Origin of the sequence: Rhodovulum visakhapatnamense (assembly GCF_004365965.1) — a bacterium.
Classification (GTDB): domain Bacteria; phylum Pseudomonadota; class Alphaproteobacteria; order Rhodobacterales; family Rhodobacteraceae; genus Rhodovulum; species Rhodovulum visakhapatnamense.
In genome coordinates this window covers 111,093-137,071 of sequence record NZ_SOEB01000011.1, presented here as the reverse complement: position 1 = coordinate 137,071, position 25,979 = coordinate 111,093, and the positions used below count along the sequence as shown (strand labels likewise).

At 71.2% G+C, this 25,979-nt stretch carries 26 protein-coding genes, 1 tRNA gene, 1 pseudogene and 1 riboswitch; of the genes and pseudogenes, 20 read left to right on the top strand and 8 right to left on the bottom strand.

What is annotated here, in order from left to right:
- Nucleotides 1–29 precede the first annotated feature (29 nt).
- From EV657_RS11795 to EV657_RS11780, 4 genes and pseudogenes are all read left to right on the top strand, one after another.
- Nucleotides 30–744, top strand: a pseudogene (locus EV657_RS11795) (hypothetical protein).
- On the top strand, nt 744–1,178 hold the full coding sequence (locus EV657_RS21885; protein ID WP_134077985.1) for a hypothetical protein: 435 nt from the start codon (nt 744–746) through the stop codon (nt 1,176–1,178). Before EV657_RS11795 ends, EV657_RS21885 begins: the two are co-directional and overlap by 1 nt.
- Nucleotides 1,171–1,689 (top strand): hypothetical protein, encoded by a 519-nt coding sequence (locus tag EV657_RS11785; protein ID WP_134077984.1) that lies wholly within the window; start codon nt 1,171–1,173, stop codon nt 1,687–1,689. The genes EV657_RS21885 and EV657_RS11785 overlap by 8 nt, the downstream gene beginning before the upstream one ends.
- On the top strand, nt 1,682–1,879 hold the full coding sequence (locus tag EV657_RS11780; protein WP_134077983.1) for a helix-turn-helix transcriptional regulator: 198 nt from the start codon (nt 1,682–1,684) through the stop codon (nt 1,877–1,879). The genes EV657_RS11785 and EV657_RS11780 overlap by 8 nt, the downstream gene beginning before the upstream one ends.
- A 103-nt stretch (nt 1,880–1,982) precedes the next feature.
- On the opposite strand, the gene EV657_RS11775 is transcribed toward EV657_RS11780, so the two are convergent.
- Both EV657_RS11775 and EV657_RS11770 read right to left on the bottom strand, forming a co-directional pair.
- Nucleotides 1,983–2,069, bottom strand: a tRNA-Leu gene (locus tag EV657_RS11775).
- 134 nt (nt 2,070–2,203) lie between these two features.
- A complete protein-coding gene (locus tag EV657_RS11770; RefSeq protein ID WP_166673698.1) occupies nt 2,204–3,547 on the bottom strand; it encodes a peptidoglycan-binding domain-containing protein in 1,344 nt (447 codons plus the stop codon).
- A 115-nt stretch (nt 3,548–3,662) separates the two neighbouring features.
- Between EV657_RS11770 and lipB the strand changes: the two genes are divergently transcribed.
- A complete protein-coding gene (gene lipB / locus EV657_RS11765; protein WP_134077981.1) occupies nt 3,663–4,343 on the top strand; it encodes a lipoyl(octanoyl) transferase LipB in 681 nt (226 codons plus the stop codon).
- A 70-nt stretch (nt 4,344–4,413) separates the two neighbouring features.
- Here lipB and EV657_RS11760 read toward each other — a convergent pair whose 3' ends face one another.
- Together EV657_RS11760 and EV657_RS11755 are read right to left on the bottom strand one after the other, a co-directional pair.
- Complete coding sequence (locus EV657_RS11760) at nt 4,414–4,746, bottom strand: hypothetical protein (protein ID WP_133260463.1); 333 nt, start codon at nt 4,744–4,746, stop codon at nt 4,414–4,416.
- Between the two features lie 203 nt (nt 4,747–4,949).
- Nucleotides 4,950–5,408 carry a GatB/YqeY domain-containing protein gene (locus EV657_RS11755; protein WP_075785589.1) on the bottom strand — a complete coding sequence of 153 codons (459 nt, stop codon included), beginning with the start codon at nt 5,406–5,408 and terminating at the stop codon, nt 4,950–4,952.
- A gap of 182 nt (nt 5,409–5,590) precedes the next feature.
- Here EV657_RS11755 and carA point away from each other — a divergent pair, with 182 nt between their 5' ends.
- Nucleotides 5,591–6,748 carry a glutamine-hydrolyzing carbamoyl-phosphate synthase small subunit gene (gene carA, locus EV657_RS11750; protein ID WP_134077980.1) on the top strand — a complete coding sequence of 386 codons (1,158 nt, stop codon included), beginning with the start codon at nt 5,591–5,593 and terminating at the stop codon, nt 6,746–6,748.
- A gap of 72 nt (nt 6,749–6,820) precedes the next feature.
- On the opposite strand, the gene arsC is transcribed toward carA, so the two are convergent.
- From arsC to EV657_RS11735, 3 genes are read right to left on the bottom strand one after another with little or no spacing between them, the layout of a single operon-like run.
- Nucleotides 6,821–7,174: an arsenate reductase (glutaredoxin) gene (gene arsC / locus EV657_RS11745; protein ID WP_075785587.1), complete on the bottom strand. Its 354-nt coding sequence runs from the start codon at nt 7,172–7,174 to the stop codon at nt 6,821–6,823.
- Nucleotides 7,171–8,229 carry a quinone-dependent dihydroorotate dehydrogenase gene (locus tag EV657_RS11740; protein ID WP_134077979.1) on the bottom strand — a complete coding sequence of 353 codons (1,059 nt, stop codon included), beginning with the start codon at nt 8,227–8,229 and terminating at the stop codon, nt 7,171–7,173. The genes arsC and EV657_RS11740 overlap by 4 nt, the downstream gene beginning before the upstream one ends.
- Nucleotides 8,226–8,564 carry a DUF952 domain-containing protein gene (locus EV657_RS11735; RefSeq protein WP_134077978.1) on the bottom strand — a complete coding sequence of 113 codons (339 nt, stop codon included), beginning with the start codon at nt 8,562–8,564 and terminating at the stop codon, nt 8,226–8,228. Before EV657_RS11735 ends, EV657_RS11740 begins: the two co-directional genes overlap by 4 nt.
- Before the next feature lie 109 nt (nt 8,565–8,673).
- On the opposite strand from EV657_RS11735, the gene EV657_RS11730 reads away from it, so the two are divergent.
- From EV657_RS11730 to cobJ, 8 genes are all read left to right on the top strand, one after another.
- Nucleotides 8,674–10,248: a bifunctional metallophosphatase/5'-nucleotidase gene (locus EV657_RS11730; protein WP_134077977.1), complete on the top strand. Its 1,575-nt coding sequence runs from the start codon at nt 8,674–8,676 to the stop codon at nt 10,246–10,248.
- A gap of 147 nt (nt 10,249–10,395) precedes the next feature.
- Nucleotides 10,396–12,918 (top strand): FAD-dependent tricarballylate dehydrogenase TcuA, encoded by a 2,523-nt coding sequence (gene tcuA, locus EV657_RS11725; RefSeq protein WP_134077976.1) that lies wholly within the window; start codon nt 10,396–10,398, stop codon nt 12,916–12,918.
- 21 nt (nt 12,919–12,939) lie between these two features.
- A riboswitch (cobalamin riboswitch) is annotated at nt 12,940–13,162 on the top strand.
- Nucleotides 13,163–13,286: 124 nt separating this feature from the next.
- Entirely contained in the window at nt 13,287–13,670 is a 384-nt protein-coding gene (locus EV657_RS11720) for a DUF1636 family protein (RefSeq protein ID WP_075787548.1), read from the top strand.
- A complete protein-coding gene (cobW, locus tag EV657_RS11715) occupies nt 13,667–14,704 on the top strand; it encodes a cobalamin biosynthesis protein CobW (RefSeq protein ID WP_134077975.1) in 1,038 nt (345 codons plus the stop codon). Before EV657_RS11720 ends, cobW begins: the two co-directional genes overlap by 4 nt.
- A 10-nt stretch (nt 14,705–14,714) precedes the next feature.
- Entirely contained in the window at nt 14,715–18,020 is a 3,306-nt protein-coding gene (gene cobN, locus EV657_RS11710) for a cobaltochelatase subunit CobN (RefSeq protein WP_113670542.1), read from the top strand.
- Entirely contained in the window at nt 18,010–18,639 is a 630-nt protein-coding gene (locus tag EV657_RS11705; protein WP_075785580.1) for a precorrin-8X methylmutase, read from the top strand. The genes cobN and EV657_RS11705 overlap by 11 nt, the downstream gene beginning before the upstream one ends.
- Nucleotides 18,636–19,364, top strand: a complete 729-nt coding sequence (gene cobI / locus EV657_RS11700) for a precorrin-2 C(20)-methyltransferase (RefSeq protein ID WP_075785579.1) — start codon at nt 18,636–18,638, stop codon at nt 19,362–19,364. Before EV657_RS11705 ends, cobI begins: the two co-directional genes overlap by 4 nt.
- A complete protein-coding gene (gene cobJ, locus EV657_RS11695; protein WP_113670541.1) occupies nt 19,361–20,113 on the top strand; it encodes a precorrin-3B C(17)-methyltransferase in 753 nt (250 codons plus the stop codon). The genes cobI and cobJ overlap by 4 nt, the downstream gene beginning before the upstream one ends.
- Here the strand turns inward: cobJ and EV657_RS11690 are convergent.
- Nucleotides 20,086–20,841 (bottom strand): cobalt-precorrin-6A reductase, encoded by a 756-nt coding sequence (locus EV657_RS11690; protein ID WP_134077974.1) that lies wholly within the window; start codon nt 20,839–20,841, stop codon nt 20,086–20,088. The genes cobJ and EV657_RS11690 overlap by 28 nt on opposite strands.
- Here EV657_RS11690 and cbiE point away from each other — a divergent pair.
- Genes cbiE through cobF form a run of 6 tightly spaced genes read left to right on the top strand, consistent with a single transcriptional unit; the run spans nt 20,840 to nt 25,968 of the window.
- Nucleotides 20,840–22,039, top strand: a complete 1,200-nt coding sequence (gene cbiE / locus EV657_RS11685; protein ID WP_134077973.1) for a precorrin-6y C5,15-methyltransferase (decarboxylating) subunit CbiE — start codon at nt 20,840–20,842, stop codon at nt 22,037–22,039. The two genes, EV657_RS11690 and cbiE, sit on opposite strands and share 2 nt — an antisense overlap.
- On the top strand, nt 22,021–22,404 hold the full coding sequence (locus tag EV657_RS11680) for a cobalamin biosynthesis protein (RefSeq protein ID WP_341800926.1): 384 nt from the start codon (nt 22,021–22,023) through the stop codon (nt 22,402–22,404). Before cbiE ends, EV657_RS11680 begins: the two co-directional genes overlap by 19 nt.
- Entirely contained in the window at nt 22,401–23,177 is a 777-nt protein-coding gene (cobM, locus tag EV657_RS11675) for a precorrin-4 C(11)-methyltransferase (RefSeq protein ID WP_134077972.1), read from the top strand. Before EV657_RS11680 ends, cobM begins: the two co-directional genes overlap by 4 nt.
- The gene (locus tag EV657_RS11670; protein ID WP_134077971.1) at nt 23,170–24,486 is read left to right on the top strand and encodes a cobyrinic acid a,c-diamide synthase CobB; all 1,317 of its coding nucleotides are present in this window, start codon (nt 23,170–23,172) and stop codon (nt 24,484–24,486) included. Before cobM ends, EV657_RS11670 begins: the two co-directional genes overlap by 8 nt.
- Nucleotides 24,483–25,217 (top strand): uroporphyrinogen-III C-methyltransferase, encoded by a 735-nt coding sequence (gene cobA, locus EV657_RS11665; RefSeq protein ID WP_075785573.1) that lies wholly within the window; start codon nt 24,483–24,485, stop codon nt 25,215–25,217. Before EV657_RS11670 ends, cobA begins: the two co-directional genes overlap by 4 nt.
- Nucleotides 25,210–25,968 (top strand): precorrin-6A synthase (deacetylating), encoded by a 759-nt coding sequence (gene cobF / locus EV657_RS11660; RefSeq protein WP_113670536.1) that lies wholly within the window; start codon nt 25,210–25,212, stop codon nt 25,966–25,968. Before cobA ends, cobF begins: the two co-directional genes overlap by 8 nt.
- Nucleotides 25,969–25,979 lie beyond the last annotated feature (11 nt).

The following is a 25,979-nucleotide window of genomic DNA, read 5'->3' as shown; positions in this document are numbered from 1 at the left end:
CGCGCGCGCTTCAGCCTGGTCTGAGGCGAATGTCGGGCCCCCTTCGGATCCTGATCGGCTGCGAGACCTCGGGCGTGATGCGCCGGGCCTTCGCCGCGCGCGGGCACGATGTCTGGTCCTGCGACCTGCTGCCCGCCGAGGATGCCACCAACCGCCACATGATCTGCGATATCCGCGAGGTGCTGGATCTGGGCTGGGATCTGCTGGCCATCATGCACCCGCCCTGCACCCGGCTCTGCAATTCCGGCGTCCGCTGGCTGCATGTGCCGCCGACCAACGCCCCGGCCGAGGCGCACCCGGACGAGCGCGCCGCCTGGCCCGGCCTGCCCGAAGAGGCCCGCCGCGCGATCATGTGGCGGCTGCTCGACGAGGGGGCCGCGCTCTTCTCGGCCTGCTGGCGGGCGCCGATCCCGCGTGTCGCGGTCGAGAACCCGGTGATGCACCGGCACGGGCGCGCCCGCCTGCCCGCGGACCTGCCGAAACCCCAGATCGTCCAGCCGTGGTGGTTCGGCGAGCCGTTCTTCAAGGCGACCGGGCTTTATTTGCGCGGCCTTGCGCCGCTGAGCGCCACCGGACCGCCTGACCCCGCCCGCGCCCGGCACCGAGGCGCACAAGCGCTGGAGCGCGGTCCACCGGGCGCCGCCCGGCCCCGACCGCTGGAAGATCAGATCCCGTACGTTCGAGGGCCTCGCCGCCGCCGCGGCCGCCCAATGGGGCGGCGACGCAAGACGGGAGGCCGCGTGATGCCAGAAACCGAATGGCCCCGCGAGATCTGGGCCGCCCAACCCGAGCCGGACGATGCAGAGGGCAGACACGTCTTTTCGGACCACGCCACTGTCTCGCGCTTCGAAGGCGACAGCGACCGCGATTGCGCGTTCCACCGCTACGTCGACGGCGACATCGTCGACAGCGCGGATCGCTACCACCGCGAAATGCTGATCGCCTCGCGCGCCCGGGCCGAGGCCGCAGAGGCCGAACGCGACCGGCTCCGCGCCGAGCTCGGGCGGCTGCGGGAGGACGCAGGCCGTTATCGGTGGCTGCGCGCCCGGGATCTGGACACGATCCACTCCGGGGGCATCTTCGCGGGCAGGACGCCCGAAAACCTCGTGCTGAACCTGGAAGATCTCGATGCGGCGATTGATGCCGCCCGCCACCACGGGGACCCGGACAATGGCTGACACGCTCCGCGCCAGCTTCGGCCGGTTCGAGGCCGAAACCGTCCCGACCGAAGCCCGCCTGACAATCAGCAGGGACGGTGCGACCGTGATCCGGCTCTTCGGCCGCGATCTGGTTCGCAGCACGCTTCTGGGCGGCAGCTGGTGCCCTGACATGCAGCGCGCCCTCCGCTGGGGCCTCCAACGGATCGAGGCCAGGCTCGGCGAGGATCTGCGGTACCGCGCGGGCGTGATGGCCGCATGCGAGACCATGCGGCGCCTTCGCCTGGCCGGGGATCCGAGGCGCGCCGAGCGGCTTCTGCTTGGGGATATGGACGCCGGGCGGTCGCAGGGCGAGACCCCGCTCTCACAAGACTGCGGCGCGCCGGTGAACGACAAGACCGTCTGCGGCGGCAGCTACTCCGCGCCAGACGCCATGCCCAAACCGGTCGAAGAGCCTGCGGCCGAAGCGTTCCGCGAGGCCGTCGCCGAGCTGGTTTATTCTGTCATGAAGGAAGGAAAGACCGATGTTTGAGAATACGTCGCAAGCCGCACCGATCTACATTCGTCCGAAGGATGCCCCTGCTTTGCTCGGGGTCAGCACATCGACGTTTCACCGATGGATGAACCGTGCCGGAGATGAGTGGCGCACCATCAAACGCGGGAACGTGAGGCTCGCGAGATTCGAGGATGTCCAAGCCTGGCTCGAAAGGGGCGACGCATGAAGTCGATATGCTCAGGTCGCCCTGATTTCCGCAGCGCCCTTGGGGGACTAGATGGGGGACTAACCGGAAAAATAGAGCCAAGCCCTTGATTTTGCTTGGACTATGGTGCGGTCGAGAAGACTCGAACTTCCACGGGAGTTACCCCACAGCGACCTCAACGCTGCGCGTCTACCAATTCCGCCACGACCGCACGTGTCTGGTAGTGCCGGGGTTCATAGCGAGTCGGTTCGGGGATGTGAAGGGGGATTCTTGCCTTTTTCGCCCCATCGGGTGCGGCGCAACGGCCGGGTCCCGCAGACGTGCGACACCCGGCCTCGCGGACACCTAGTCCGCGACCGAAAACGCCGGCAGCGCAGGCATGGCCACCTGCCCCGAGACAACGGGCGCGGGCGCCGCAAACGCGGTCCCGTCGCTGCGCCCGCCGATCCGGTAGGCGGCCTGGCGGATCAGTTCCGACCGCTCGGGCTGGCCGGGGGCGAAGACCGGTGCGGCGCCCCGCGCCACGGCATCGAGCCCCGCATCGTACCAGTCCAGCGCCAGATCGGCCCGGGTCGCGGTGCCGAATCCCTGGCTCAGATGGTGGCCAAGCAGTTCGCCATAAACGGCCTCGCCCAGCACGTTCAACAGCAGCGCCGAGCCCAGCGCCACATCCATGTTGTCGGTGCGATAGCCGACCGACAGGCAGATCCGCGCGGTGCCCGCGAGCTGTTCGGGCGACATGCCCGAGCCCTGCACGAAGCCGCCGAGATCGGACATCACCTCGGCACGCGGCCGGAAGGACAGCGCCGAGACATAGGGCTTGAGCACCGGCCCGAGGCGGTCGCATTGCGCGGCGATCTGATCCTGCGACAGGGTCGAGACCCGGCCCGCCATGTCCTCGCCCGAGGCGATGGCATAGGTGCGCGCGAGGCAGAACTGTTCGTTCAGCGCGACCGAGGGGTCGGTCATCGCCGCCGAGGTGACGAAACCGCCATTGGTGCTGGTCAGCAGGCTGACCTTGTTGCAATGCGAGGCCAGCGACTTGCCGGTGCCCGCCCCGAGGAAATTGGGCAGCGCCGTGCCGCCCGGACCCGGAGCGCGCGCGGCATTCACCACCGGGATCGTCGCGGGGACCGGGGCTGGCGCAGGCGCGGCGGGCGCGATGACGACGGTGGTGTTCGGCACCGGCTGCACCGCAGGCGGCGGCGCAATGCCCGCGGCCTGCTTCTGATAGGTGCGCAGCAGACCGCGCGGCCCCATCGGGTCGCCGGCGATCATCTGCGCGGTGGCCGGGCCGCCCGCGATGGCGCGGCGATAGGAACCGGTCAGGAAATCGCGCTCATAGGGCTGGAGCCGTCCCGTGACCGGGTACCCCATGGTCGCCTGATACTCGGAAATGGCCGTGCGCGACCGGCTGCCCAGAACGCCGTCGACGGCGCCGACCGGGAAGCCGAAATAGTTCAGCGAGGTCTGGACCTCGCGATTCTGCGCCACCGTGGCCGGGTCGGCATAGGTCCGGTGCTGGCCGGTACGGTGCTGCCGCCCCTTGCTGGCCTCGTTGAGGATGGCGCCGCCGATGATCCCGGCGATCAGTCCGCCGACGACATCGCCGCCATCGGCGGCGGCCCGGGTGGCGGGGGTGAGGGCGAGGCTGGCCGCGAGGCAGGCCATTGCAACTTTCGTCTTCATGCCGACATGTCTCTCCTGCAATGCCGTGAAGGCACCCGCCCCACCCGGAAGGCACCAGAATGCCCTCCACTGTCCGGGCGCACCGCGATACCTGTCAAGCAAGGAAGGCCTCAAGATGGAGCCGGAATGGATTGAATTCGAACAGCTTTCTCCGTATCTGGAAACTGTTGCCGCGATGGAAACGCGCGCCGATGCCATCGCTGCCGGTCGCGCGGGCGAGGCGATCTGGCTGATCGAACATCCTCCGCTTTACACCGCGGGCACCTCGGCCCGGCCCGCCGATCTGACCGATCCCGGCCGGTTTCCGGTCTTCGAGACGCGCCGGGGCGGGCAATACACCTATCACGGGCCGGGCCAGCGGGTGGTCTATGCGATGCTCGATGTCGGCCAGCGCGGCCATGACGTCCGCCGCTTCGTCTGGCAGCTCGAGGAGTGGGTGATCGAGACCCTGGCCGAATTCAACGTCCGGGGCGAACGGCGCCCGGGCCGGGTCGGGGTCTGGGTGGTGCGGCCCGAATTGCCCCCCGGCCCCGACGGCGCCCCGCGCGAGGACAAGATCGCGGCCATCGGCGTGAGGCTGCGCCGCTGGGTCAGCTTTCACGGGCTGGCGATCAATGTCGATCCCGATCTCGGCCATTTCGACGGCATCGTGCCCTGCGGCATCCATGACCATGGCGTCACCAGTCTGGTCGATCTGGGGCTTCCGGTGACGATGGGCGATGTCGACGTGGCACTGAAGCGCAGCTTCGCCCGGGTGTTCGGCCCGCTGCCCGCGCGCCGGACGGCGACGGGATAGCCGCCTCTTCGCAAGCGGACGGGCCCCGGATCCGAGGCCCCTCCGCTGGATATCGTGTTTCGGCGGCCGGTCAGTGCCGCGTCGAGCGGGTCGAGATGTCTTTCAGCGAGGCCGCGCCTTCGATCAGCAGCGGATGGCGCTCGGTCTGCGGAGCGTCCTCCTGGGCGCCATGCAGTTCCTTTTCGTATTCCTCGGCCTTCAGGCGGAAGAACCGCTGCGACAGATCCTCGTACATCTCGCGCGCCAGCAAAAGCCCCATCACCAGCGCGGACAGGATGAACAGCGGGTGCTGATAGATGAAGAGGAAGACGATCAGATGCACCGTGATCAGCAGGAGCGCTCCGGCGCGCAACGCCAGAGCTGGCCAGTCTTCCGGTCTGACTTTCTTCAGGTAAGTGAACATGAGCTGGTCCCCGCCTCCGTGTAAGCGTCCACGTTATCTCCCCTCGGGTCCGGGAGGAAGTGCCCGCAGATCCTTCCTATCCGCCGATCCGTTACCAAATCGCTTTCCAGATGGCCCCGCAGGCGCGCGACACAAGACTTACAGGACAGGCTCCGCCGAAAAAACGGGCACAGGTTGCCGCAGGGCCGTCCGCGTCACCTCGGTCAGGCCAGGCGCTGCCGCACCGCAGGGCCCACGGCCGCGAAATCCATCCGCCCGGCATATTCGGCTTTCAGCAGCGCCATGACCCGGCCCATGTCGCGGATCGAATTGGCCTGGGTCTCGACGATGGCGGCGCCGATCGCCTCGTCGACCTCGTCCTCGGTCAGCTGGCGGGGCAGGAAGTCCTCGATCACCCCGATCTCGTCGCGTTCGCGTTCCGCCAGGTCGAGCCGCCCGCCCTCTTCATAGGCCCGCGCGCTTTCCTGACGCTGCTTGACCATCCGCGCGAGGATCGCCAGGACCTCGGCATCGCCGACGCCGTCCTCGCCGCCTTCGGTGCGCGCCGCGATGTCGCGATCCTTGATCGCGGCATTGATCAGCCGCAGCGTTCCCAGCCGGTCGGCCTCCCTGTCCTTCATCGCCGCCTTCAGCGCCGCCGAGATGCGGGTGCGCAGGTCCATCGGGTGCCTCGTGTCATTGCCCAGGTCAAGTTGGGCAAGATAAGGGCAGGATCTTGCCGTGACAACCCGGGAAGACCCGCGCCAAGTCCTTGAAATCGCGCGGTTCTACAATTTGCCGCTGGCTCTTGATTCTTCCTTGGCACCGACCTAGTGTCCGCGCGACCAGCGCCCAGGAGATCCCGATGCCCGCCGCCATGCCCCGCCCGACCGCCTGCCTGACCCTTGCAGATGGCACCGTCTTCTACGGCCAGGGCTTCGGTGCCGTGGGAGAAACGGTGGCCGAGCTCTGCTTCAACACGGCGATGACCGGCTATCAGGAGATCATGACCGATCCCTCCTATGCCGGCCAGGTGGTGACCTTCACCTTCCCCCATGTCGGCAATGTCGGCGTCAATGACGAGGACGACGAGACCGCCGAGCCGGTCGCCGAGGGCATGGTGGTGAAATGGGACCCGACCGAGCCCTCGAACTGGCGCGCCGCCGAAGAGTTGAAGACCTGGCTGGCCCGGCGCGGCCGGATCGGCATCGGCGGGCTCGACACCCGGCGGCTGACCCGGGCGATCCGCCAGCAGGGCGCGCCGCATGTGGCCATCGCCCATGACCCCGAGGGCAGGTTCGACATCGAGAAGCTGGTCGCCAAGGCGCGCGGCTGGTCCGGACTTGTCGGGCTTGACCTCGCCAAGGACGTGACCTGCGCCCAGAGCTATCGCTGGGACGAAATGCGCTGGGCCTGGCCCGACGGTCACGCCAAACGGACCGAGCCCGGCCACCGGGTCGTGGCCATCGACTATGGCGCCAAGCGTAACATCCTGCGCTGCCTCGCCTCGGCGGGCTGCGACGTGACCGTCCTGCCCGCGACCGCGACCGCCGAGGACGTGCTGGCGCTTGACCCGCAAGGCGTGTTCCTGTCGAACGGCCCGGGCGATCCGGCGGCGACCGGGGATTATGCGGTGCCGATGATCCGCAAGGTCCTGGAAAAGGACGTGCCGCTTTTCGGGATCTGCCTCGGCCACCAGATGCTGGCGCTGGCGCTGGGCGCCAGGACCGTCAAGATGAACCACGGCCATCACGGCGCGAACCATCCGGTGAAGGACCTGGAAACCGGCAAGGTCGAGATCACCTCGATGAACCACGGCTTCACCGTGGACAGCCAGACCCTGCCCGAGGGCGTCAAGGAAACCCATGTGTCGCTGTTCGACGGGTCCAACTGCGGCATCCGGATGAGCGACCGCCCGGTCTTCTCGGTGCAGTATCACCCCGAAGCAAGCCCGGGCCCGCAGGACAGCTATTACCTGTTCGAACGCTTCGCGGACGCCATGGCCGAGCGCAAGCAAGCCTGACCGGACAGGGGTTTCACAGGGGGGCTTCGGCCCCCTTCCCCACCTCGGCCCCGTCCCCACCCGCCTCCGGGTTCAGTCTTCCAGAAGCTCCAGCACCCGTTCGGGCGGGCGTCCCAGAACGGCACGGCCATCGGCCATCGCGATCGGCCGCTCGATCAACCTGGGATGGGCCGCCATCGCGGCGATCAGCACCTCGTCGGGCGCGTCCTTGGTGAGGTCGAGTTCCGAAAAGAGATCCTCGCCGGTGCGCATCATGCCGATGGCACACCCGCCCAGCATGTCCAGCGTTTCGCGCAGTTCCTTTTCGGTCGGCGGCACGTCCAGATAGCGCCGCACGGTCGGCTCGGCGCCCGTCTCTTCCAGAAGCCGCAGCGCCTCGCGCGATTTCGAACAGCGCGGGTTGTGCCAGATAACGATGCCGGTCATTCCCAATCCTCTCGTCCAGAGCCCACGGCCTCGGCGACATGCGCAAAGCCGTCCCGCGCCAGCAGCCGGTCGAGCCCGTCGACGATGTCGCGCACGAGGCTCATGCCGCCATAGACGAGCGCGGTGTAAAGCTGCACCGCAGAGGCGCCCGCGCGGATCTTGGCATAGGCCTCTTCGGCCGAGCCCACGCCGCCCACCCCGATCAGGGGAAGACGGCCGCCTGTCGCGGCCGACAGCCGCGCCAGCACCCGGGTCGACCGGGCGAAAAGCGGCGCGCCGGAAAGCCCGCCGGCCTGCCCGGCCTCCGGGCTTTTCAGCCCGGCCCGGGCCAGCGTCGTGTTGGTGGCGACGATGCCGGAAACCCCGGCTTCCAGCGCCACCTGAGCGATATCGTCGATCTCGGCGTCGGTCAGATCCGGCGCGATCTTGAGGAAAACCGGGATCGGGCGGGAAAGTTCCGCCCGCGCCGCCATCACGCCTGCCAGCAGCGCCGACAGCGCCTCGCGCCCCTGCAGATCGCGCAGCTTTTCGGTATTGGGCGAGGACACATTCACGGTCGCGAAATCGACATGCGCGCCGCAGGCCGACAGCACCCGGGCGAAATCGGCCGCCCGGTCGGCGCTGTCCTTGTTGGCGCCGAGGTTCAGCCCCACCGGCACGCCCTCGGGGCGCGCCGCCAGCCGGGCGCGGATCACCTCCATCCCGTCATTGTTGAAGCCGAAGCGGTTGATCGCGGCCCGGTCCTCGACCAGCCGGAACAGCCGCGGCCGCGGATTGCCGGGCTGCGGACGGGGCGTCGCGGCCCCCACTTCGAGAAAGCCGAAGCCCGCGCGCATCAGCGGGCCCAGCGCCACCGCGTTCTTGTCATAGCCCGCCGCCAGTCCCACCGGATTGGGCAGCGCAAGCCCGGCCAGATCGGTGGCCAGCCGCGGGCCGGTCAGCCGCCCCGGCAACGGCACGAGCCCGCTTTGCAGCGCCGTCAGCGACAACGCATGGGCCCGTTCGGGGTCCATCCGGTGAAACACCGCAAGACCCGCACGTTCGAGCGGCGTCATACCACCCCCTCGGGAAAGATATGGCCCGTCGCGCCCAGCGGCAGCGACTTGTCCCAGACCAGATCGGCAAGCCGCAGTTCGCGGTAAAGATGCGGAAACAGCGCGCCACCGCGCGAGGGTTCCCATTTCAGGTCGGTCCCCAGCCGCTCGGCCTCGACCGCGACCAGCACCAGATCGCTTTCCCCGGCGAAATGCTTTTCTGCGGTGCCGGTCACCTGCTCGGCGGTCGACAGGTGAATGAAGCCATCGGCCAGATCGACGGGCGCGCCGTGGCTGGCGCCCCGCTCGCGGAGCGCGTCCCATTCGGCGCGGCGGAAAATCTTGTAGATCAGCATGTGCCCGACATGCCCCCTGCCGCGCCCCGGGTCAAGCGCGGCGGGCTTTGACAGCCCCCTCGAACCGCGCCACTCTGGCCCGCGTCAACCCAGATGGAGACCCTGACCGATGACCATGCGCATCCTCTCCTCGGCGGCGGTGCTGGCGCTGCTGTCCGGCGCCGCGGCACAGGCCGAGTTCGCGCTGACCCTGCTGCACACCAACGATGTGCATGCCCGGCTGGAACCGATCTCGAAATACGATTCGGGCTGCCCCGAAGAGGACAACCGGGCCGGGGACTGCTTCGGGGGCGCGGCCCGGCTGGCCACCGCCATCGCCGCAGCCCGGGCCGAGGGCGGGCCGAGCCTGCTGCTCGATGCGGGCGATCAGTTCCAGGGCACGCTGTTCTACACCTATTACAAGGGCAAGGCCGCCTCCGAGATGGTCAACCGGCTGGGCTATGACGCGATGGCTGTCGGCAACCACGAATTCGACGACGGCCCCGAGGTGCTGGCCGGGTTTGCGGCCCGGCTGACGATGCCGCTTCTGATGGCCAATGCAGATCTCTCGGCCGAGCCCCAGCTGAAGGACAAGATCCGGAAATCGGTGGTGATCGAGGAAGCGGGCGAACGGATCGGCGTGATCGGCCTCACCCCCCGCGACAATCCCGAACTGGCCAGCCCCGGCCCCAATATTGTCTTCACCGATCCCCTCGACGCGGTGCAGGCCGAGGTCGACCGCCTGGCCGCCGAGGGCATCGACAAGATCGTCCTGCTCAGCCATTCGGGCTATGAGGCCGACAAGCGGATCGCCGCCGGGACCACGGGCGTCGACGTGATCGTCGGCGGCCACAGCCACACACTTCTGTCGAATACCGATGACACGGCTGCAGGCCCCTACCCGACCATGGTGGGCGACACCGCCATCGTGCAGGCCTATGGCTACGGCAAGTATCTGGGCCGGCTGGACGTGGTCTTCGACGACGCGGGCAAGCTGGTTTCGGCCGAGGGTGCGCCGATCCTGCTCGACGCCTCGGTCGCCGAGGACGCGGGCGTCAAGGCCCGGGTGGCCGAACTGGCGCAGCCGCTGGAAGAGATCCGCCAGAAGGTCGTGGCCGAAACCGCCGCCCCCATCGACGGCGAACGCGGCTCCTGCCGCGCGGGCGAATGCGCGATGGGCAATCTGGTGGCCGAGGCGATGCTCGACCGGGTGCGCAGCCAGGGCATCCAGATCGCGCTTCAGAATGGCGGGGGCGTGCGCGCCTCGATCGACGAAGGCCCGGTGACCATGGGCGAGGTGCTGACCGTGCTGCCCTTCCAGAACACGCTGTCCACGTTCCACGTCCCCGGCGCGACGGTGCGCGCGGCGCTCGAACACGGGCTGAGCCAGGTCGAGGAGGGCGCGGGCCGCTTCCCGCAGGTCGCGGGTCTGCGCTTTACCTGGAACCCCGAGGCCGAGCCCGGCCAGCGGCTGCGCAAGGTCGAGGTGCAGGAGGGCGGCGCGTGGCTGCCGCTCGATCCCGACAGGTCCTACGGGCTGGTGTCGAACAACTATGTCCGGAACGGCGGCGACGGCTATTCCATGTTCCTCGACGCGCGCGAGGTTTATGATTTCGGCCCCGATCTGGCCGATGTGACGGCCGACTATCTGGCCGCCCAGGCGCCCTATACGCCCCGTCTCGACGGGCGCATCGCCACCGAGTGACCCGGCCCGGGCGGCGCGCCCTGCGCCGCCCGCCTCGCCCGTCCGGTCACGATGCCCCGCCCGGCGGGCGCGCCCGATCTTCCGGCTTGATCTTGCGGCCCCGGGCGGGTTCAACGGGGTCCGACCCGGCCCCGCGAAGGTTCCGCCATGCCCGACCCCGACCCCGCCGCCCCGATCGCGGGCGCCCGCCCCGCCCCGCTCGCGACCGGGGTGCTGGTCGCGGGCGCGGGCTTTGCGGGCCTCGTCGCGGCCATCGAGGCGCGTCTGCACGGCGCGGCGGTGACGCTGATCGACCCGGCCCCGCCGCCCCTTCTGGGCGGCAATACCCGCCATTGCCGAAACATCCGCCTGGTTCATGACCGCGAGACGCCCTGGCAGCGGGGCAGCTATCCGGCGGCCGAGTTCGCCACCGATCTGGCGCGGCTTTCCCCGCCCGAAACCGGGCTCGGGGCCGTTCTGGCCGAGGGCTCGGCCGGGCTCGGTCCCTGGCTGGCCGCCCGGGCCGTCGCCTTCGAGCCCTGGGCCGAGGGCAACCTGCCCTTCTCGCGCCGCACCGCCTTCTTCCGGGGCGGCGGCCAGGCGCTGACCAACGCGCTTGTCCGTTGCGCCGAAGGGCTGGGGGTCGAGATCCTTTGCGGCTGGCGGATCGACACCCTGCCCCCCGGCTGGGCCGAGGATCGCGCGCTGGCGCTGACCGCCGACACCCCCGATGGCCCCCACCCCATCGAGGCCGAAGCGCTGATCCTCGCCTCGGGCGGCTACGGGGCCAACCGGGCCGAACTGATCCGCCATCTCGGCCCCGGCGCGGCCGTCTTCGCCAATCGCGGCACGCCGTATCAGCAGGGCGCACCGCTTCTGTGGCTGATGGCCCATGGCGCCGAGACGGCCGGGCGGCCCGGCGACGGGCATCTCGTCGCCGTCGATGCGCGCGCGCCCCGGGACGACGCGGGCATCGTCAGCCGCGCAGACGGGATGCAGGTCGGCCTTGTCGTCGACGCCACCGGGCGGCGGTTCCGCGACGAGGGCGCCGAGACCGGATCCGCGCGCTACTCGGTCTGGGGCCGGGCGCTGGCAGAGCGCGCCGATCCGCGCGCCTGGCTGATCCTCGATGCCGAGGGCACCGGGCGGCTGCCACCGCTCCTATATCCGCCGCTGGCCGCCGACAGCCCCGCCGAACTCGCCCGGCTTTGTGGCATCGATGCCGAGGGGCTGACCCGGACGCTGCAGGCAGCAACGGAAGACGCCCCGCTCGACCCGCCCCGAAGCCGCTCCGACGGCGTGCCGCTCACCGGGTCGCCCGTCGCGGCGATCCCGCTGGTGCCCGGGCTCGGCTTCACCCGCCACGGGGTCGCGGTCGACGCGACCGCCCGGGTCCGGCTCGCGGGCGGCGGCACCGCGCACCGGGTCTTTGCCGCAGGCGCCGCGATGACCGGCGCGGTGCTGGGCGAGGGCTATCTCTCGGGCACCGGGCTGACCGTCGGCGGCGTCTTCGGCCGCATCGCCGGGGCGGGCGCGGCCGCGTGCGCAGGCCCCGCCGCCAACCGCCCGCGCCCCGCCGCCGTTCCGGCCCCGGCGGCGACCGAGCCCGTTCCTCCAGCGCCCGAACCCTGGGCCGAGGCCGCCCGCGCGCTGAACATCTGCAATACCTGCGGCTTCTGCACCGGGCTTTGCGCGGTCTTTCCGGCGGCCCAGCGGAGGCCAAACCTCGCGGCGGGCGATCTGCGCCATCTGGCCCATCTCTGCCATGACTGCCGGTCCTGCCATTACGACTGCCAATACGCGCCGCCCCATGCACTGGACGTCAACCTGCCCGCGGCGCTGGCCGCCGCACGCGCCGCCGATCACGCGGCCGGGCTGCCCCCGCGCCTGCCCGACCTGATCTTCCTGCTATGCCTGATCGGCCTGCCGCTGGCCGCCCTGATCCTGCTCCCGCCCGGGGTTCTTTTTTCCACCCAAACCGGGCCGGGCGCCTTCTACGCGGTGATCCCACACGCGGCGATGGCGGGCGGCGCGGCCCTGGCCTTCACCGGGGCCGGTCTTGGCCTCGGGCTGCGGCTCTGGCGGTTCTGGCGCGCAACCGGCGGCCCGACCGCCCGGCCGTCGCTTGAAAGCCTCTGGCAAGGGTGTCGCGATGCACTGACGCTCGCCAATCTCGGGGCCGCGCGCGCCTGCGACGGGGCGCACGGTCCGGTCGGGCGGGCGCGGCGCTGGAGCCACCACCTGCTGGTCACAGGCACCGCGCTGACCGCGCTCGCAACCCTTGCCGGAGCCGTCCTGCATCTGAGCGGCGCGCTGGCGCCCTATCCGGTGGCCAGCGCGCCCGTGCTGCTGGGCAGCCTCGGCGGCATCGCCATGCTGGCGGGGCTCGCCGGGTTCGAACGCTGGCACCGGACCGCCGACCGCCGCCCGGCCGCGGCACGCATGCGGGCCGCCAATCGCGGGCTTCGGGCGCAGCTTGCCATCGTCGCCGCCTCGGGCCTTGCGCTTCTGGCCTTGCGCGACGGCGCCGCCATGGGGCTGATGCTGGCACTGCATCTGGGCGCGGTGCTGGGGCTGGTGCTGGCGCTGCCTTTCGGCAAGCTCGGCCATGGCGGGTTTCGCAGCCTCGCGCTGATCCGCCATGCGGGCGAAGAGGCCGCCCGCCGCCCCGGCCCCGACCATCGCGCTTGACAAGACCCGCGCGGGGCAGGCATGACACGCGGCGCTGGTGCCCGCCTCAGGACGGGTGAAAAGGGAATGCGCCAGAGGCCGGAGTCGATGCATCGGGCCTTCAAGCGCAGCCGCCCCCGCGACCGTGACCGGAGAGGCCGCCCGCTGCCACTGGCCCGATGAGGCCGGGAAGGCAGGGCCGCCGCCAGAGGCCCCGCCTCTGACATCCGCAAGCCGGGAGACCTGCCAGCCCGAACGACGTGAACCGGACGGGGTGTTCCAGTGTCGGGTCCGGCTTCGGCTCTGCCCGCGCTTCGCCCTTGTCCCCCGACCCCGTGAGGCCCGACGATGAGTGTTTCCGTTTCCTTCTGCCGCCGGGCCTGTCCGGCTTGAGCGCGCCCGAACCCGCCCCGGTCGAGCTGCTGGTCTGCACCACCTGCAAGCGCCGCCAGCCCGCCGATCCCGATGCCCCCCGCCCGGGCAGCCTGCTTCACGAGGCCGTCCGCGCCCATGGCCTGCCCGAAGGCGTGCGCCTTGTGCCCGTCGAATGCCTCTCGGCCTGTTCCTCGGGCTGCTCCGTGGCGCTGCGGGGTCCCGGCCGCTGGACCTATGTCTATGGCAATCTCGACGAGACGACCGGCGCGCCCATCCTCGCCGAGGGCGCCCGCGCCTATCGCGACGCGCCGGACGGGCTTGTGCCCTGGCGCGAGCGCCCCGAGCATTTCCGCAAGAACTGTATCGCCCGTATCCCGCCCATGGAGGCCCTGAAATGACCGATCTCGCCAAACTTCCCGTCACCGTCGTCACCGGGTTTCTCGGTTCGGGCAAGACCACGCTGATCCGCCACCTGATGCAGAATGCGGGCGGCCGCAGGCTGGCCGTCCTCGTCAATGAATTCGGCGATGTGGGCGTCGATGGCGAGATCCTGAAGGGCTGCGCCCTGCCCGACTGCCCGGCCGAGAACGTGGTCGAGCTTGCCAATGGCTGCATCTGCTGCACCGTCGCCGACGAGTTCATCCCGACCATGGAGGCGCTCTTGCAGCTTGATCCGCGCCCCGACCATATCCTGATCGAGACCTCGGGGCTGGCGCTGCCGAAACCTCTGCTGAAGGCCTTCGACTGGCCCGCGATCCGCTCGCGCATCACCGTCGACGGGGTGATCGCCGTCGCCGATGCCGAGGCCGTGGCCGCGGGCCGCTTCGCGCCGAATGTCGCCGCCGTCGATGCCCAGCGCGCGGCCGATGACAGCATCGATCACGAAACCCCGCTGTCGGAGGTCTTCGAGGACCAGATCGCCTGCGCCGATATCGTGCTCCTGACCAAGCCCGATCTGGCCGGCCCCGAAGGCGTGGCTGCCGCCCGCGCCGCGATCGAGGCCGAGGCGCCGCGCAAGCTGCCGGTGGTCGAGGTGACCGAGGGCGCGGTCGATCCGCGTGTGATCCTGGGGCTTGGCGCGGCCGCCGAAGACGATCTCGACGCGCGGCCCAGCCATCACGACAGTGCCGCCGATCACGACCATGACGACTTCGAAAGCGTGGTGATCGACCTGCCCGAACAGGACGACCCCGAGGCGCTGGCCGCCCGGATCGAGGCCTTGGCGCGCAGCCGGAACATCCTGCGGGTGAAGGGTCATGTCGCGGTTTCGGGCAAGCCGATGCGTTTGCTGGTGCAGGCGGTGGGCGCGCGGGTGCGGCATCAGTTCGACCGCCCCTGGGCCCCGGACGAGACCCGTTCCACCCGGCTTGTGGTGATCGCCGAGCATGACGATATCGACGAGGGCGCGATCCGTGCGGCTCTGAGCGCCTGAGGCCGCGCCCATGCATGTCGTCTTCCGCGAAAGCCACGGGCTCGAGGAAACCGCCGTTCCGACGGATCTGGGTCAGGATCCGGCCGATCTGGCGGTGCTGTCCTTTTCCGACAGCGATCTCGGGGCCTTCGCGGCGGGCTGGCATCGGGGCGGCGGCTCCGAAGGCCGGATGCCGACGCTGCGGCTTGCCAATCTGGCGGCGCTGCTCCATCCGCTCTCGGTCGATACCTATGCCGAACGCACGCTGTCGGGCGCGAAGGGCATCCTGATCCGGCTGATCGGCGGGCGCGCCTATTGGGAGTACGGGCTGACCCAGATCGAGGCGCTGGCCCGCGCGCGGGGTATCGCGCTGGCCGTCCTGCCCGCCGACGGCCGCCCCGATCCCCGGCTCGACGCCGCCTCGACCCTGCCGGTCTCGACGCTCAGGCGCCTGTCCGAGCTGTGCGACGAGGGCGGCGCGGTCGCGGCCCAGGCAGCGCTTGCGCAGCTTGCGCTGGCGGCGGGGCTTTACGCGGCCCCGGTGATCGGCACCAAGACCGTGCCCGAGATGGGCGCCTGGAGCCCCGAGGGCGGCGCCGTGCCCGCGCCCGACCTGTCGCCGACAGACGCCCCCCGGATCGTCCTGACCTTCTACCGGGCCTATGTCACCGCCGCCGATCTCGGCCCCGTCGAGGCGCTTTTCGACGCGTTCCGGGCCCGCGGCTGCACCGTCACCGGGCTGTTCGTGCCCTCGCTGAAGGCGCCCGAGGCGGCGCGCTGGCTGGCCGGGCAGATCGCGGCCCTCGCCCCCGCCGCCATCGTCAACGCCACCGCCTTTTCCGGCAAGGGCGAGGATGGCACATCGCCGCTCGATGCCGCCGGGGCGCCGGTCTTCCAGGTGGCGCTGTCCTCGGCCCCCGAAACCGCCTGGGCCGAGGCCGAGCGCGGGCTCTCGCCGGCCGATCTTGCCATGCATGTGGTCCTGCCCGAGGTCGATGGCCGGATCTTCGCGGGCGTGGCGTCCTTCAAGGAGGCGGGCGCGCGCGACCCCGGCCTGCAATTCGCCCGCATCGCCCACCGGCCCCATCCGGCGCGGATCGCGGCCATCGCCGACCGGGTGATGGCCTGGGTGGGCCTCGCCCGGGCGCCGCTGGCCGGGCGCCGCCCGGCGCTGGTGCTGTCGACCTATCCCGGACGCCCCTGGCAGATGGCGCATGCGGTCGGGCTCGACGCGCTGGCCTCGGCCGAGGCGGTGCTGGAGGATCTGGCCCAGGCCGGGCTGCCCGGCGCCCCTGCGGAAGAACCGACCGGCGATCTGGCCGACACCCTCGGCCGCGAGACCCTGAGCTGGCCTCTCGCGGATTACCAGACCGCGCTGGCCGCCCTGCCCGCCCCCCTGCGTGACGCCCTGTCGGATGTCTGGGGCGCGCCCGAGGCCGATCCCGCCTGCCGCGACGGTGCCTTTCAGTTCGCGGCGACCCGGCGCGGCGCGGCGCTGGTGGCACTTCAGCCCGAGCGCGGCACGCCCGAGGCCCGCGAGGGCGACTATCACGACCTGTCGCGGGTGCCGCGCCATGGCTATGTCGCCTTCTATCTGTGGCTGCGCCGCGCCATGGGCTGCGATGCGCTGATCCATATGGGCGCGCATGGCACGCTGGAATGGCTGCCCGGCAAGGCGGTGGCGCTGTCCGATGCCTGCTGGCCCGAGGCGCTGATCGGCGATCTGCCGGTGATCTATCCCTTCATCGTCAACGATCCCGGCGAGGCGGCGCAGGCCAAGCGCCGGATCGGTGCCGTCACGATCGGCCATCTGCCGCCGCCACAACGGCAGGCGGGCAGCCCGGAACGGCTGGCCCGGCTCGAGACGCTGCTCGACGAGTTTTCCAATGCCGACGGGCTCGACCCGCGCCGCCGCGACCGGCTGATGGCCGATATCCGCGCCGAGGCGCAGGCGCTGGGTGTCGAGGCCGATCTGGGGCTGGCCCCGGGGCTCTCGCCCGCCGAGGCCATCACCCGCATCGACCGCTTCGTCTGCGACGTCAAGGAAAGCCAGTTCGGCGACGGGCTGCATGTCTTCGGCCGCCCCCCCGAGGCCGCCTCGGACTTCGACACCGCTCCCTCCGTCGCGGCCGAGAGCGCCGCCCTTCTCGGCGCGCTGCAGGGCGCCCCGGTCGCCCCCGGCCCCTCTGGCTCGCCCTGGCGCGGGCGGCGCGACGTGCTGCCGACGGGGCGGAACCTCTTCACCACCGATCCGCGCGCGGTGCCGACACGGTCCGCCCATGCCCAGGGCGTGCGGCTGGCCGAGGATCTGGTGCGCCGCCACCTGCAGGACCATGGCGACTGGCCCCGGCAGCTGGTGGTCGATCTCTGGGGCTCGGCCACCATGCGCACCGCGGGCGAGGATTTCGCCATGGCGCTGCACCTTCTGGGCGTGAAACCCGTCTGGGACGAGGGCTCGGGCCGCGTCTCGGGCATCGAAGTGCTGCCCGTCGCGCTGCTCGACCGGCCCCGGCTCGATGTGACCCTGCGCGTCTCGGGGCTCTTCCGCGATGTCTTCCCCGCGCTCTCGGCGCTTTATCAGAAGGCCATCCGCGCGCTGTCCCAGCGCGACGAAGCCCCCGACTGGAACCCCTATGCGGGCCGCCCCGAAACCCCGCGCGTCTACGGCCCCGCGCCGGGGCTTTACGGGATCGGCATGGAAACACCCGAGGCGGGCCGTCAGGCGGCCGGGGCCGCCTGGCTTGCCGCCAGCGCCTGGGCGCTGGACGGGGCCGAGGCACGGCGCGATGCGCAAGGCATCCGCGACCGCGTGGCCGGGGCCGAGGCCTTCGTTCATGCCCAGGACCTGCCCGAGACCGACCTGCTTCTGGCGGCCGATTATGCCCGCCACGAGGCGGGGTTTGCCGCGGCGCAAGATGTCACCGGAGGCCGCGCCGCGATCTACCATCTGGACAATACCGACCCCGCCCGGCCCCGCACCCGGACCCTGACCGAAGAGATCGCCCGCGTCGTCCGCGCCCGGGCCACCCACCCGGCCTGGCTGGCGGGGATGCAAAGGCACGGCTTTCGCGGCGCGGCCGAGATCGCCGCGACGCTCGACCACATGGCGGCCTTCGCCCGATTGGCGGGGGTCGTGCCCGATCACCTTTTCGACCTCTATTTCGAGGCCACCCTGGCCGATCCGGGCTTGACGGCCTTCCTCGAAGAGGCCAACCCGCAGGCGCTCGCGGCGATGCGGGCCGAATTCGCGGCGCTGGCGCGGGACGGGCTCTGGCAGACCCGCCGCAACTCGATCGCCGCCGCGCTGACAGATCTGGAGACACCGAATGCCTCATGACTACGAAAAGGACGGCGCGGCGATCTACCTGCACTCCTTCGCCACGATCCGGGCCGAGGCCGATCTGGCACGTTTCGATGCCGACGAGGAGCAGGTGGCCGTCCGGATGATCCACGCCGCGGGCATGGTCGAGCTGGCGCCGCATATCCGGTTCTCGCCCGGCATGGTGGCAACCGCCCGCGCGGCCCTCGAAGGCGGCGCGCCGATCCTCTGCGATGCGCGGATGGTGTCCGAAGGGATCACCCGCAAGCGCCTGCCCGCCGGGAACGAGATCCTGTGCACCTTGCAGGCCGAGGGCATCGCCGAGCGCGCCGCCGCCATGGGCAATACCCGCTCGGCCGCCGCGCTGGAACTGTGGCGCCCGCATCTCGCAGGCGCGCTGGTCGCCATCGGCAACGCGCCGACCGCGCTGTTCCATCTGCTGAACATGCTGGAAGACCCCGCCTGCCCGCGCCCCGCTGCCATCATCGGCTGCCCGGTGGGCTTTGTCGGCGCGGCCGAATCGAAGGAGGCGCTCTGGGCCGACCAGCCGGTGCCCTGCTGCATCGTCGAGGGGCGTCTGGGCGGCAGCGCCATCACCGTCGCCGCCATCAACGCGATGGCCAGCCGCAAGGAATGACCATGGGCACCGTCTACGGCCTGGGCCTCGGCCCCGGCGACCCCGATCTGATGACCGTCCGCGCCGACCGACTGTTGCGGGGCGCGCGCCATGTGGCCTTCTTCCGCAAGGCGGGCTGCGAGGGCCAGGCCCGGTCCATCGTCGCCGACCTGATCCCCGAGGGCGCCGCCGAGCACCCGATGGAATACCCGGTCACGACCGAGATCCCCTTCGACAATCCGCGCTACAACGAGATCCTCGCAAGCTTCTACGCCGACTGCACCGCGCATCTGAAGGCGCTGGCCGAGACCGGCGAGGACGTGGTCGTGCTGTGCGAGGGCGACCCGTTCTTCTACGGCTCGTTCATGCATCTCTACACCCGCCTCAAGGACGATGTCCCGGTCGAGGTCGTGCCCGGCATCACCGGCATGTCGGCGGCCTGGACGGCGACCGGCGCGCCGATCACCTGGGGCGACGACGTGCTGTCGGTGCTGCCCGGCACCCTGCCCGAGGAGGACCTGATCCGGGGCCTGCGCGCCGCCGATGCGGTCGTGGTGATGAAGATGGGCCGCCATCTGGGCAAGCTCCGCCGCGCGCTGCTGATGGCGGGCCGGGCCGACGAGGCCTGGATCGTCGAATATGCCTCGATGAAAGGCCAGACGGTGACCCGGCTCAAGGACTATCCCGGCACCTCGGCCCCCTATTTCTCGATTGCCCTGATCCACGGGCGGGGGCGGCGGCCGTGACCGGCTGGGTCGCCATCGCAGGCCTTGGTCCGGGCGCCGAGGCTCTGGTCACACCCGAGGTCACCGCGACGCTCGCCGACGCCACCGACGTGGTGGGCTACATCCCCTATGTGGCGCGGGTCGCGGACCGGCCGGGGCTGACGCTCCATGCCTCCGACAACCGGGTCGAGGTCGACCGCGCCCGCCATGCATTGCAGATGGCCGCCGAGGGCCGCCGCGTCGTCGTGGTCTCGTCGGGCGATCCGGGCGTCTTCGCCATGGCCGCCGCGGTCTTCGAGGCTTTGGAGGCGGGCGCGCCCGACTGGCGCGATCTCGACATCCGGGTCCTGCCCGGCATCACCGCGATGCTGGCCGCCGCCGCGCGCGCGGGTGCGCCGCTGGGCCATGATTTCTGCGCGATCAACCTGTCGGACAATCTCAAGCCGTGGGCCCTTATCGAAAAACGCCTCAGGCTGGCGGCCGAGGCCGATTTCGCCATGGCCTTCTACAACCCGCGCTCGAAAGCCCGCCCCGAGGGCTTCGCCAGGGTGCTGGAGGTCCTGCGCGCGGCCTGCGGCGACGACCGCCCGGTGATCTTCGCCCGCGCGGTCTCGACGCCCGAGGAAAAGCTGACCGTGGTGCCCCTGACCGAAGCCCGCCCCGAGATGGCCGACATGCGCACCGTGGTGCTGGTCGGGTCCTCGCTGACCCGGGTGCTGCGCGCGGGCGACCGGCCGCTGGTCTACACCCCCAGATCCGCCCCGGAATGAGCGAGCCAGTCCAGAACCTCGTCGGGATGCGCCAGTTCCCGCCGCGCGGGCAGGACGGGACGGTCGATCATCAGGACCGGCAGGCCCAGCGCCCGGGCCGCATCGATCTTGGCCCGCGCGCCTGTCCCGCCCGCGTTCTTCGACACGACGAGCTCGGTGCCATGCCCCTCCATCAGCGCCCGGTCGCCCGCTTCGGTGAAGGGCCCGCGCGAGACGACGACATCGGCCTGCGGCAAGGGCAGAGGCCCCTTCGGCGCATCCACCAGACGCAGCAGATAGCGGTGCTGGGGCTGGGCCGCGAAGGCCTCCAGATGCATCCGCCCCACCGCCAGGAACACCCGCCGGGGCGGCCCGGACAGTGCCGCGACCGCGGCCGCGATGTCGGGCACATGGCGCCAGGTGTCGAGCAGCCCGGCCATCCAGGCCGGACGGGTCAGCGCGACCAGCGGCAGGCCGAGGGCCGTGCAGGCCTCGACCGCGTTCCGGCTCATCTGCGCGGCAAAGGGATGGGTCGCGTCGATCACATGGGTCACGCCCTCGGCGCGCAGATAGGCGATCAGGCCCGGCACGCCGCCAAACCCGCCGACCCGCATCGGAATGGGCTGGGCCTTCGGCGTCTCGACCCGGCCTGCCAGCGACAGCGTGGCCTTGAGGCCGGTGCCGGCCAGCCGCGCGGCCAGCGCCGTGGCCTCGGTGGTGCCGCCAAGGATCAGAAGGGTGGGACGCATGGCTGAGACTCCTTGGCTGACCATCGTGGGGCTCGGCGAAGATGGCCCGGACGGGCTGCCGCCCGCAAGCCGTGCCGCGCTGGAAGAGGCCGAAATCGTCATGGGTCCGGCCCGGCATCTGGCGCTTCTGCCGGATCTGGCGGCCGACAAGATCGACTGGCCCGTGCCCTTCGCCGACGGGCTGCCGCTCCTGCAGGGCTTGCGCGGGCGCCGGGTTGCGGTGCTGGCCTCGGGCGATCCGTTCTGGTTCGGCGCGGGCAGCGTGATCGCTCGGAGCTTCGCCGCGCATGAGTGGCGTGCCCTGCCCGGCCCTTCGGTCTTTTCGCTGGCCGCCGCGCGGCTCGGCTGGCCGCTGGAGGCCACCCATTGCGCGGGGCTGCATGCCGCCCCCTTCGCCCGGCTGCGTCCCCTGCTGGCGCCGGGCTTCACCGCCCTCGTGACCCTTCGGGACGGCGCCGCGGTCGCGGATTTCGCGGCCTTCCTGACCGGGGCGGGCTTCGGCGACAGCCGCCTGCACGTGCTTGAGGCGCTTGGCGGGCCGCGCGAGCGCATCCGGGCAACAACCGCCCGCGCCATGGATCTGGAGGCCATCGCCCATCCCGTCGCCGTGGCGCTGGAGGCCGCAGGCGACGGCCCCGCGATCCCCGCCGCCTCGGGCTGGCCCGACGCCTTCTTCGACAATGACGGGCAGATCACCAAGCGGCCCGTCCGCGCGCTGACGCTTTCGGCGCTGGCGCCGCTGCCGGGCGAGCATCTGTGGGATATCGGCGGGGGGTCGGGCTCGATTTCCATCGAATGGCTCGCCCGTCATCCGAGAATGCAGGCCAGCGTGATCGAGGCCGAGCCCGTCCGCGCCGAACGCATCGCCGCCAATGCCGCCGCCCTCGGGGTCGAGCGGCTGCGCGTCGTCACCGGCCGCGCGCCCGAGGCGCTGGAGGGGCTTGCCGCCCCCGATGCGGTCTTCGTCGGCGGCGGGCTCTCGCAAGAGCTGCTGCAGACGCTGTGGGACCGGCTCGCCCCCGGCACGCGGATCGTCGCCAATGCGGTCACGCTCGAATCGGAATCGCTGCTGGCCCTCTGGCACGCCGCCCATGGTGGCGAGCTGCTCCGGATCGAACTGGCCGAGGCCCGCCCGCTGGGCCGCAGGCGCGGCTGGCGCGCAGCCTTCCCGGTCGTGCAATGGACCGTCCGGCGGTGAGGGTCGCGGGCTTTGGCTTTCGCGCCGCCGCGACCGAGGCGAGCCTGACGGACGCGCTGGACCGCGCGGGAGGCCCGGCCGGGCTGACGGCGCTGGCCGCCCCCGCCGACAAGGCCTCTGCCCCCGGCCTGACGGCACTGGCCGCGCGGCTGGCCCTGCCCATATGCCCGGTCGCAGCCGACGCGCTGCACCGCCCCGCCACGCCGACCCGATCGGCGCAGAGCCTCGGCCGTCGCGGGACCGGATCGGTCGCCGAAGCCGCGGCCCTTGCGGCCTGTGGCGAGGGGGCTCGCCTTCTGACCCCGCGCAAGGTATCGAACGACCGGATGTCCACCTGCGCCATCGCAACGAAAGACCTGCCATGACCGTCCATTTCATCGGTGCCGGGCCCGGCGCCCCCGATCTTCTGACCCTGCGCGGCCGCGACCTGATCGCCGCCTGCCCGGTCTGTCTTTATGCCGGATCGCTGGTCCCCGAAGAGATCCTCGGCCATTGCCCCGAGGGCGCGCGGATCGTGAACACCGCGCCGCTGGATCTCGATGCCATCATCGCCGAATGCAAGCGCGCCCATGAGGCCGGGCAGGACGTGGCGCGGCTGCATTCGGGCGATCTTTCGGTCTGGTCGGCCATGGGCGAGCAGATCCGCCGCCTGAAGGCCGAAGGCATCCCGGTCAGCGTGACCCCGGGCGTGCCCTCCTTTGCCGCCGCCGCCGCGGCGCTCGGCACCGAGCTGACCCTGCCGGGCCTGGCGCAGTCGGTGGTGCTGACCCGGACGCCCGGCCGTGCTTCGTCGATGCCCGAGGGCGAGAGCCTTGCCAATTTCGCCGCCACCGGCGCGACGCTGGCCATTCACCTGTCGATCCACAACCTCGCGAAGGTGGTCGCCGATCTTGCCCCGCATTACGGCGCGGACTGCCCCGCCGCCATCGTCTACCGCGCCAGCTGGCCCGACCAGCAGATCCTGCGCGGCACGCTTGCCACGCTGGAAGCCGCCCTGCCCGACGAGATCGAGCGCACCGCGCTGATTCTTGTCGGCCGCAGCCTCGGCGCCGAAGGCTTCGACGAAAGCTGCCTTTACGATCCCGATTACGACCGCCGGTTCCGGCCGCGCTCTGCCCGGGCGGGCAGCGATGGCTGAGAGACCGCCCGGTCTGGTGATCGCGGCGCCCGCCTCGGGCAGCGGCAAGACCACCGTCACGCTGGGGCTGCTGCGCGCCCTCCGCGCGGCGGGTGTCGCCGTGCAGCCCTTCAAGAACGGCCCCGATTACATCGACCCGGCCTTCCATGCCCGCGCCTCGGGACGGGCCTCCTACAATCTCGACCCCTGGGCGATGGACGAGGGCCTGCTGGCGACGCTGGCGGCCGAGGCCCAAGGCGCAGATCTGGTGATCGCCGAGGGCGCGATGGGGCTTTATGACGGCACCCTCACGCGTGGCGTGGCGGGCCACGGCACCAGCGCCGAACTGGCGCGGCGCTTCGGCTGGCCGGTGGTGCTGGTGATCGACGTCTCGGGCCAGGCGCAATCGGCGGCGGCCGTGGCCCATGGCTTTGCCAGCCATCCCGACGCGCCCCCCCTTGCGGGCGTGATCCTGAACCGCGTCGCGGGCGCGCGGCACGCGGCGATGATCCGCCCCGAAATGGACCGGCTCGGCATCGCGACCCTCGGCGCCCTGCCCCGCCGCCCCGACCTCACGCTGCCCGAACGCCATCTGGGCCTCGTGCAGGCGGGCGAGCAGGCCGATCTGGAGGCGCGGATCGACGCCATCGGCCGGTTCGTGGCCGAGCATGTGGACCTTGACGCGCTCCGCGCCGCCGCCCGGCCCGGGGCTCCGGGCACAGCCGGGAATTGGCCCGCCCCCCCGGCCCAGCGCATCGCCATCGCGCGGGACGCGGCATTTTCCTTCGCCTATCCGCATCTGCTGGAGGGCTGGCGCCGCGCGGGCGCCGAAATCCTGCCCTTCTCGCCGCTGGCCGACGAGGCGCCTGACGCAGGTGCCGATCTGGTCTGGCTGCCCGGCGGCTATCCCGAGCTGCATGCGGGCCGGATCGCCGGGGCCACGCGGTTTCTGGCGGGCCTCCGCGCCCATGCCAGAACCGGCCCCATCCATGGCGAATGCGGCGGCTACATGGTGCTGGGCGAGACCCTGATCGACAAGGACGGCACGGCGCACGCAATGGCGGGGCTTCTGGGCCTTGTCACCAGCTTCGAGAGCCGCCGCCTGCATCTGGGTTATCGCCGGGCAGAACTGCTGGCGCCGATGCCGGGCCATGCCCCCGGCACCCGGCTGCGGGGCCATGAATTCCATTATTCGACGATCCTTTCCCAGCCCGACGCGGCGCTGGCCCGCGTCACCGATGCCAATGGCGCGGATGTGGCCGAGACCGGATCGCGGCGCGGCCCGGTCACGGGCAGCTTCTTTCACCTGATCGCGGAGGACCCAAGATGAGCGGTTTCGTGAGCTTCGTCAGTTCCGGCCCCGGCGATCCCGAGCTTCTGACCCTGAAGGCGGTCGACCGGCTGTCCAAGGCCGATGCGGTTCTCTTCGACGATCTCTCGTCAGGCCCGATCCTCGGCCACGTGCGGCCGGGCGCCGATCTGGTCGGCGTCGGCAAGCGCGCGGGCCGGGCCTCGCCGAAACAGGACCATGTCAGCCGCCTGCTGGTGGACTATGCCGCCTCGGGGCAACGGGTCGTCCGGCTGAAATCGGGCGACTCGGGCCTTTTCGGACGGCTCGAAGAGGAAATCACCGCGCTGCGGGCGGCGGGCATCGGCTACGAGGTCATCCCCGGCGTCACCTCGGCCTGTGCGGCGGCGGCGGCGGCGGGCATTCCGCTGACCCGGCGGCTGACCGCGCGGCGGGTGCAGTTCGTCACCGGCCATGACGTGACCGGCGATCTGCCCCGCGACATCGACCTGGCCGCGCTGGCCGACGAACATGCCACGACGGTGGTCTACATGGGCAAGCGCACCTTCCCCGCACTGGCCGGGGCGCTGATCGCGCGCGGCCTGCCCGAAACCACGCCCGCGCTGCTGGCCGAGGGCGTGGGCACCCCCGATCAGGCGCTGACCCGGACCACGGTCGCGGCGCTGGCGGCACGTCTGGCCGAGGCCCCGGGTTCGGCCGCGCCGGGGCTGATCCTGTTCGGGCCGCTGGTCGAGGAGGCCCCCGATGCATGAGCTGTTCCTGATCGGCATCGGCACCGGCAACCCCGATCACATCACCTTTCAGGCCGCCGAGGCGATCCGGGGCGCCGATCTGATCCTGATCCCGCGCAAGGGGGCCGACAAGGCCGACCTCGCCGACCTGCGCCGCCAGATCTGCGCGCGCGTCCTGGGCGAGGACGCAGGCGACAGGATCGCCGAGTTCGACCTGCCCGTCCGTGACGCCTCGGGCGATTACCGCGCCGGCGTTCTGGACTGGCACGATGCCATTGCCGGGGTCTGGACCGAGACGGTCGCCGCCGCCAGCCCCGCGCCGCAGAAGGTGGCGCTGCTGATCTGGGGCGATCCCTCGCTTTACGACAGCTCGCTGAGGATCGCGTCACGGCTCGTCCCTGCGCCAAGGATCACCGTCATTCCGGGCATCACCGCGATCCAGGCGCTCTGTGCCGCCCATCGCATTCCGCTGAACGAGATCGGGGCGCCGGTCGTCATCACCACCGGGCGGCAGATCCGCGACCATGGCTGGCCCGAAGGGGCCGATACCGTGGTCGCGATGCTCGATGGCGGCTGCGCCTTCCAGACCCTGGCCCCCGAGGGTATCCGGATCTGGTGGGGCGCCTATCTGGGCATGGCCGAGGAAATCGCCCTGTCAGGGCCGCTGGCCGAGGCGGGACCCGAGATCCTGACAGCCCGCGAGGCGGCCCGCGCCCGGCATGGCTGGCTGATGGACATTTACCTGATGCGCCGACGTCAAAAGCAGGGCTGACACCGGGGCGG

Excerpts from the sequence above, each read along its gene's own strand:
- EV657_RS11680 (WP_341800926.1), top strand. The coding sequence starts at position 22,021 with ATGGACCGTCCGGCGGTGAGGGTCGCGGGCTTTGGCTTTCGCGCCGCC.
- EV657_RS11770 (WP_166673698.1), bottom strand. The coding sequence starts at position 3,547 with ATGAAGACGAAAGTTGCAATGGCCTGCCTCGCGGCCAGCCTCGCCCTC.
- lipB (WP_134077981.1), top strand. The coding sequence starts at position 3,663 with ATGGAGCCGGAATGGATTGAATTCGAACAGCTTTCTCCGTATCTGGAA.
- EV657_RS11755 (WP_075785589.1), bottom strand. The coding sequence starts at position 5,408 with ATGGACCTGCGCACCCGCATCTCGGCGGCGCTGAAGGCGGCGATGAAG.
- EV657_RS11730 (WP_134077977.1), top strand. The coding sequence starts at position 8,674 with ATGACCATGCGCATCCTCTCCTCGGCGGCGGTGCTGGCGCTGCTGTCC.
- tcuA (WP_134077976.1), top strand. The coding sequence starts at position 10,396 with ATGCCCGACCCCGACCCCGCCGCCCCGATCGCGGGCGCCCGCCCCGCC.
- EV657_RS21885 (WP_134077985.1), top strand. The coding sequence starts at position 744 with ATGCCAGAAACCGAATGGCCCCGCGAGATCTGGGCCGCCCAACCCGAG.
- cobF (WP_113670536.1), top strand. The coding sequence starts at position 25,210 with ATGCATGAGCTGTTCCTGATCGGCATCGGCACCGGCAACCCCGATCAC.
- cobN (WP_113670542.1), top strand. The coding sequence starts at position 14,715 with ATGCATGTCGTCTTCCGCGAAAGCCACGGGCTCGAGGAAACCGCCGTT.
- EV657_RS11740 (WP_134077979.1), bottom strand. The coding sequence starts at position 8,229 with ATGACGCCGCTCGAACGTGCGGGTCTTGCGGTGTTTCACCGGATGGAC.
- cobA (WP_075785573.1), top strand. The coding sequence starts at position 24,483 with ATGAGCGGTTTCGTGAGCTTCGTCAGTTCCGGCCCCGGCGATCCCGAG.
- cobW (WP_134077975.1), top strand. The coding sequence starts at position 13,667 with ATGACCGATCTCGCCAAACTTCCCGTCACCGTCGTCACCGGGTTTCTC.
- cbiE (WP_134077973.1), top strand. The coding sequence starts at position 20,840 with ATGGCTGAGACTCCTTGGCTGACCATCGTGGGGCTCGGCGAAGATGGC.
- arsC (WP_075785587.1), bottom strand. The coding sequence starts at position 7,174 with ATGACCGGCATCGTTATCTGGCACAACCCGCGCTGTTCGAAATCGCGC.
- EV657_RS11690 (WP_134077974.1), bottom strand. The coding sequence starts at position 20,841 with ATGCGTCCCACCCTTCTGATCCTTGGCGGCACCACCGAGGCCACGGCG.
- EV657_RS11735 (WP_134077978.1), bottom strand. The coding sequence starts at position 8,564 with ATGCTGATCTACAAGATTTTCCGCCGCGCCGAATGGGACGCGCTCCGC.
- cobI (WP_075785579.1), top strand. The coding sequence starts at position 18,636 with ATGACCATGGGCACCGTCTACGGCCTGGGCCTCGGCCCCGGCGACCCC.
- carA (WP_134077980.1), top strand. The coding sequence starts at position 5,591 with ATGCCCGCCGCCATGCCCCGCCCGACCGCCTGCCTGACCCTTGCAGAT.
- EV657_RS11760 (WP_133260463.1), bottom strand. The coding sequence starts at position 4,746 with ATGTTCACTTACCTGAAGAAAGTCAGACCGGAAGACTGGCCAGCTCTG.
- EV657_RS11785 (WP_134077984.1), top strand. The coding sequence starts at position 1,171 with ATGGCTGACACGCTCCGCGCCAGCTTCGGCCGGTTCGAGGCCGAAACC.
- EV657_RS11705 (WP_075785580.1), top strand. The coding sequence starts at position 18,010 with ATGCCTCATGACTACGAAAAGGACGGCGCGGCGATCTACCTGCACTCC.
- EV657_RS11780 (WP_134077983.1), top strand. The coding sequence starts at position 1,682 with ATGTTTGAGAATACGTCGCAAGCCGCACCGATCTACATTCGTCCGAAG.
- EV657_RS11670 (WP_134077971.1), top strand. The coding sequence starts at position 23,170 with ATGGCTGAGAGACCGCCCGGTCTGGTGATCGCGGCGCCCGCCTCGGGC.
- cobM (WP_134077972.1), top strand. The coding sequence starts at position 22,401 with ATGACCGTCCATTTCATCGGTGCCGGGCCCGGCGCCCCCGATCTTCTG.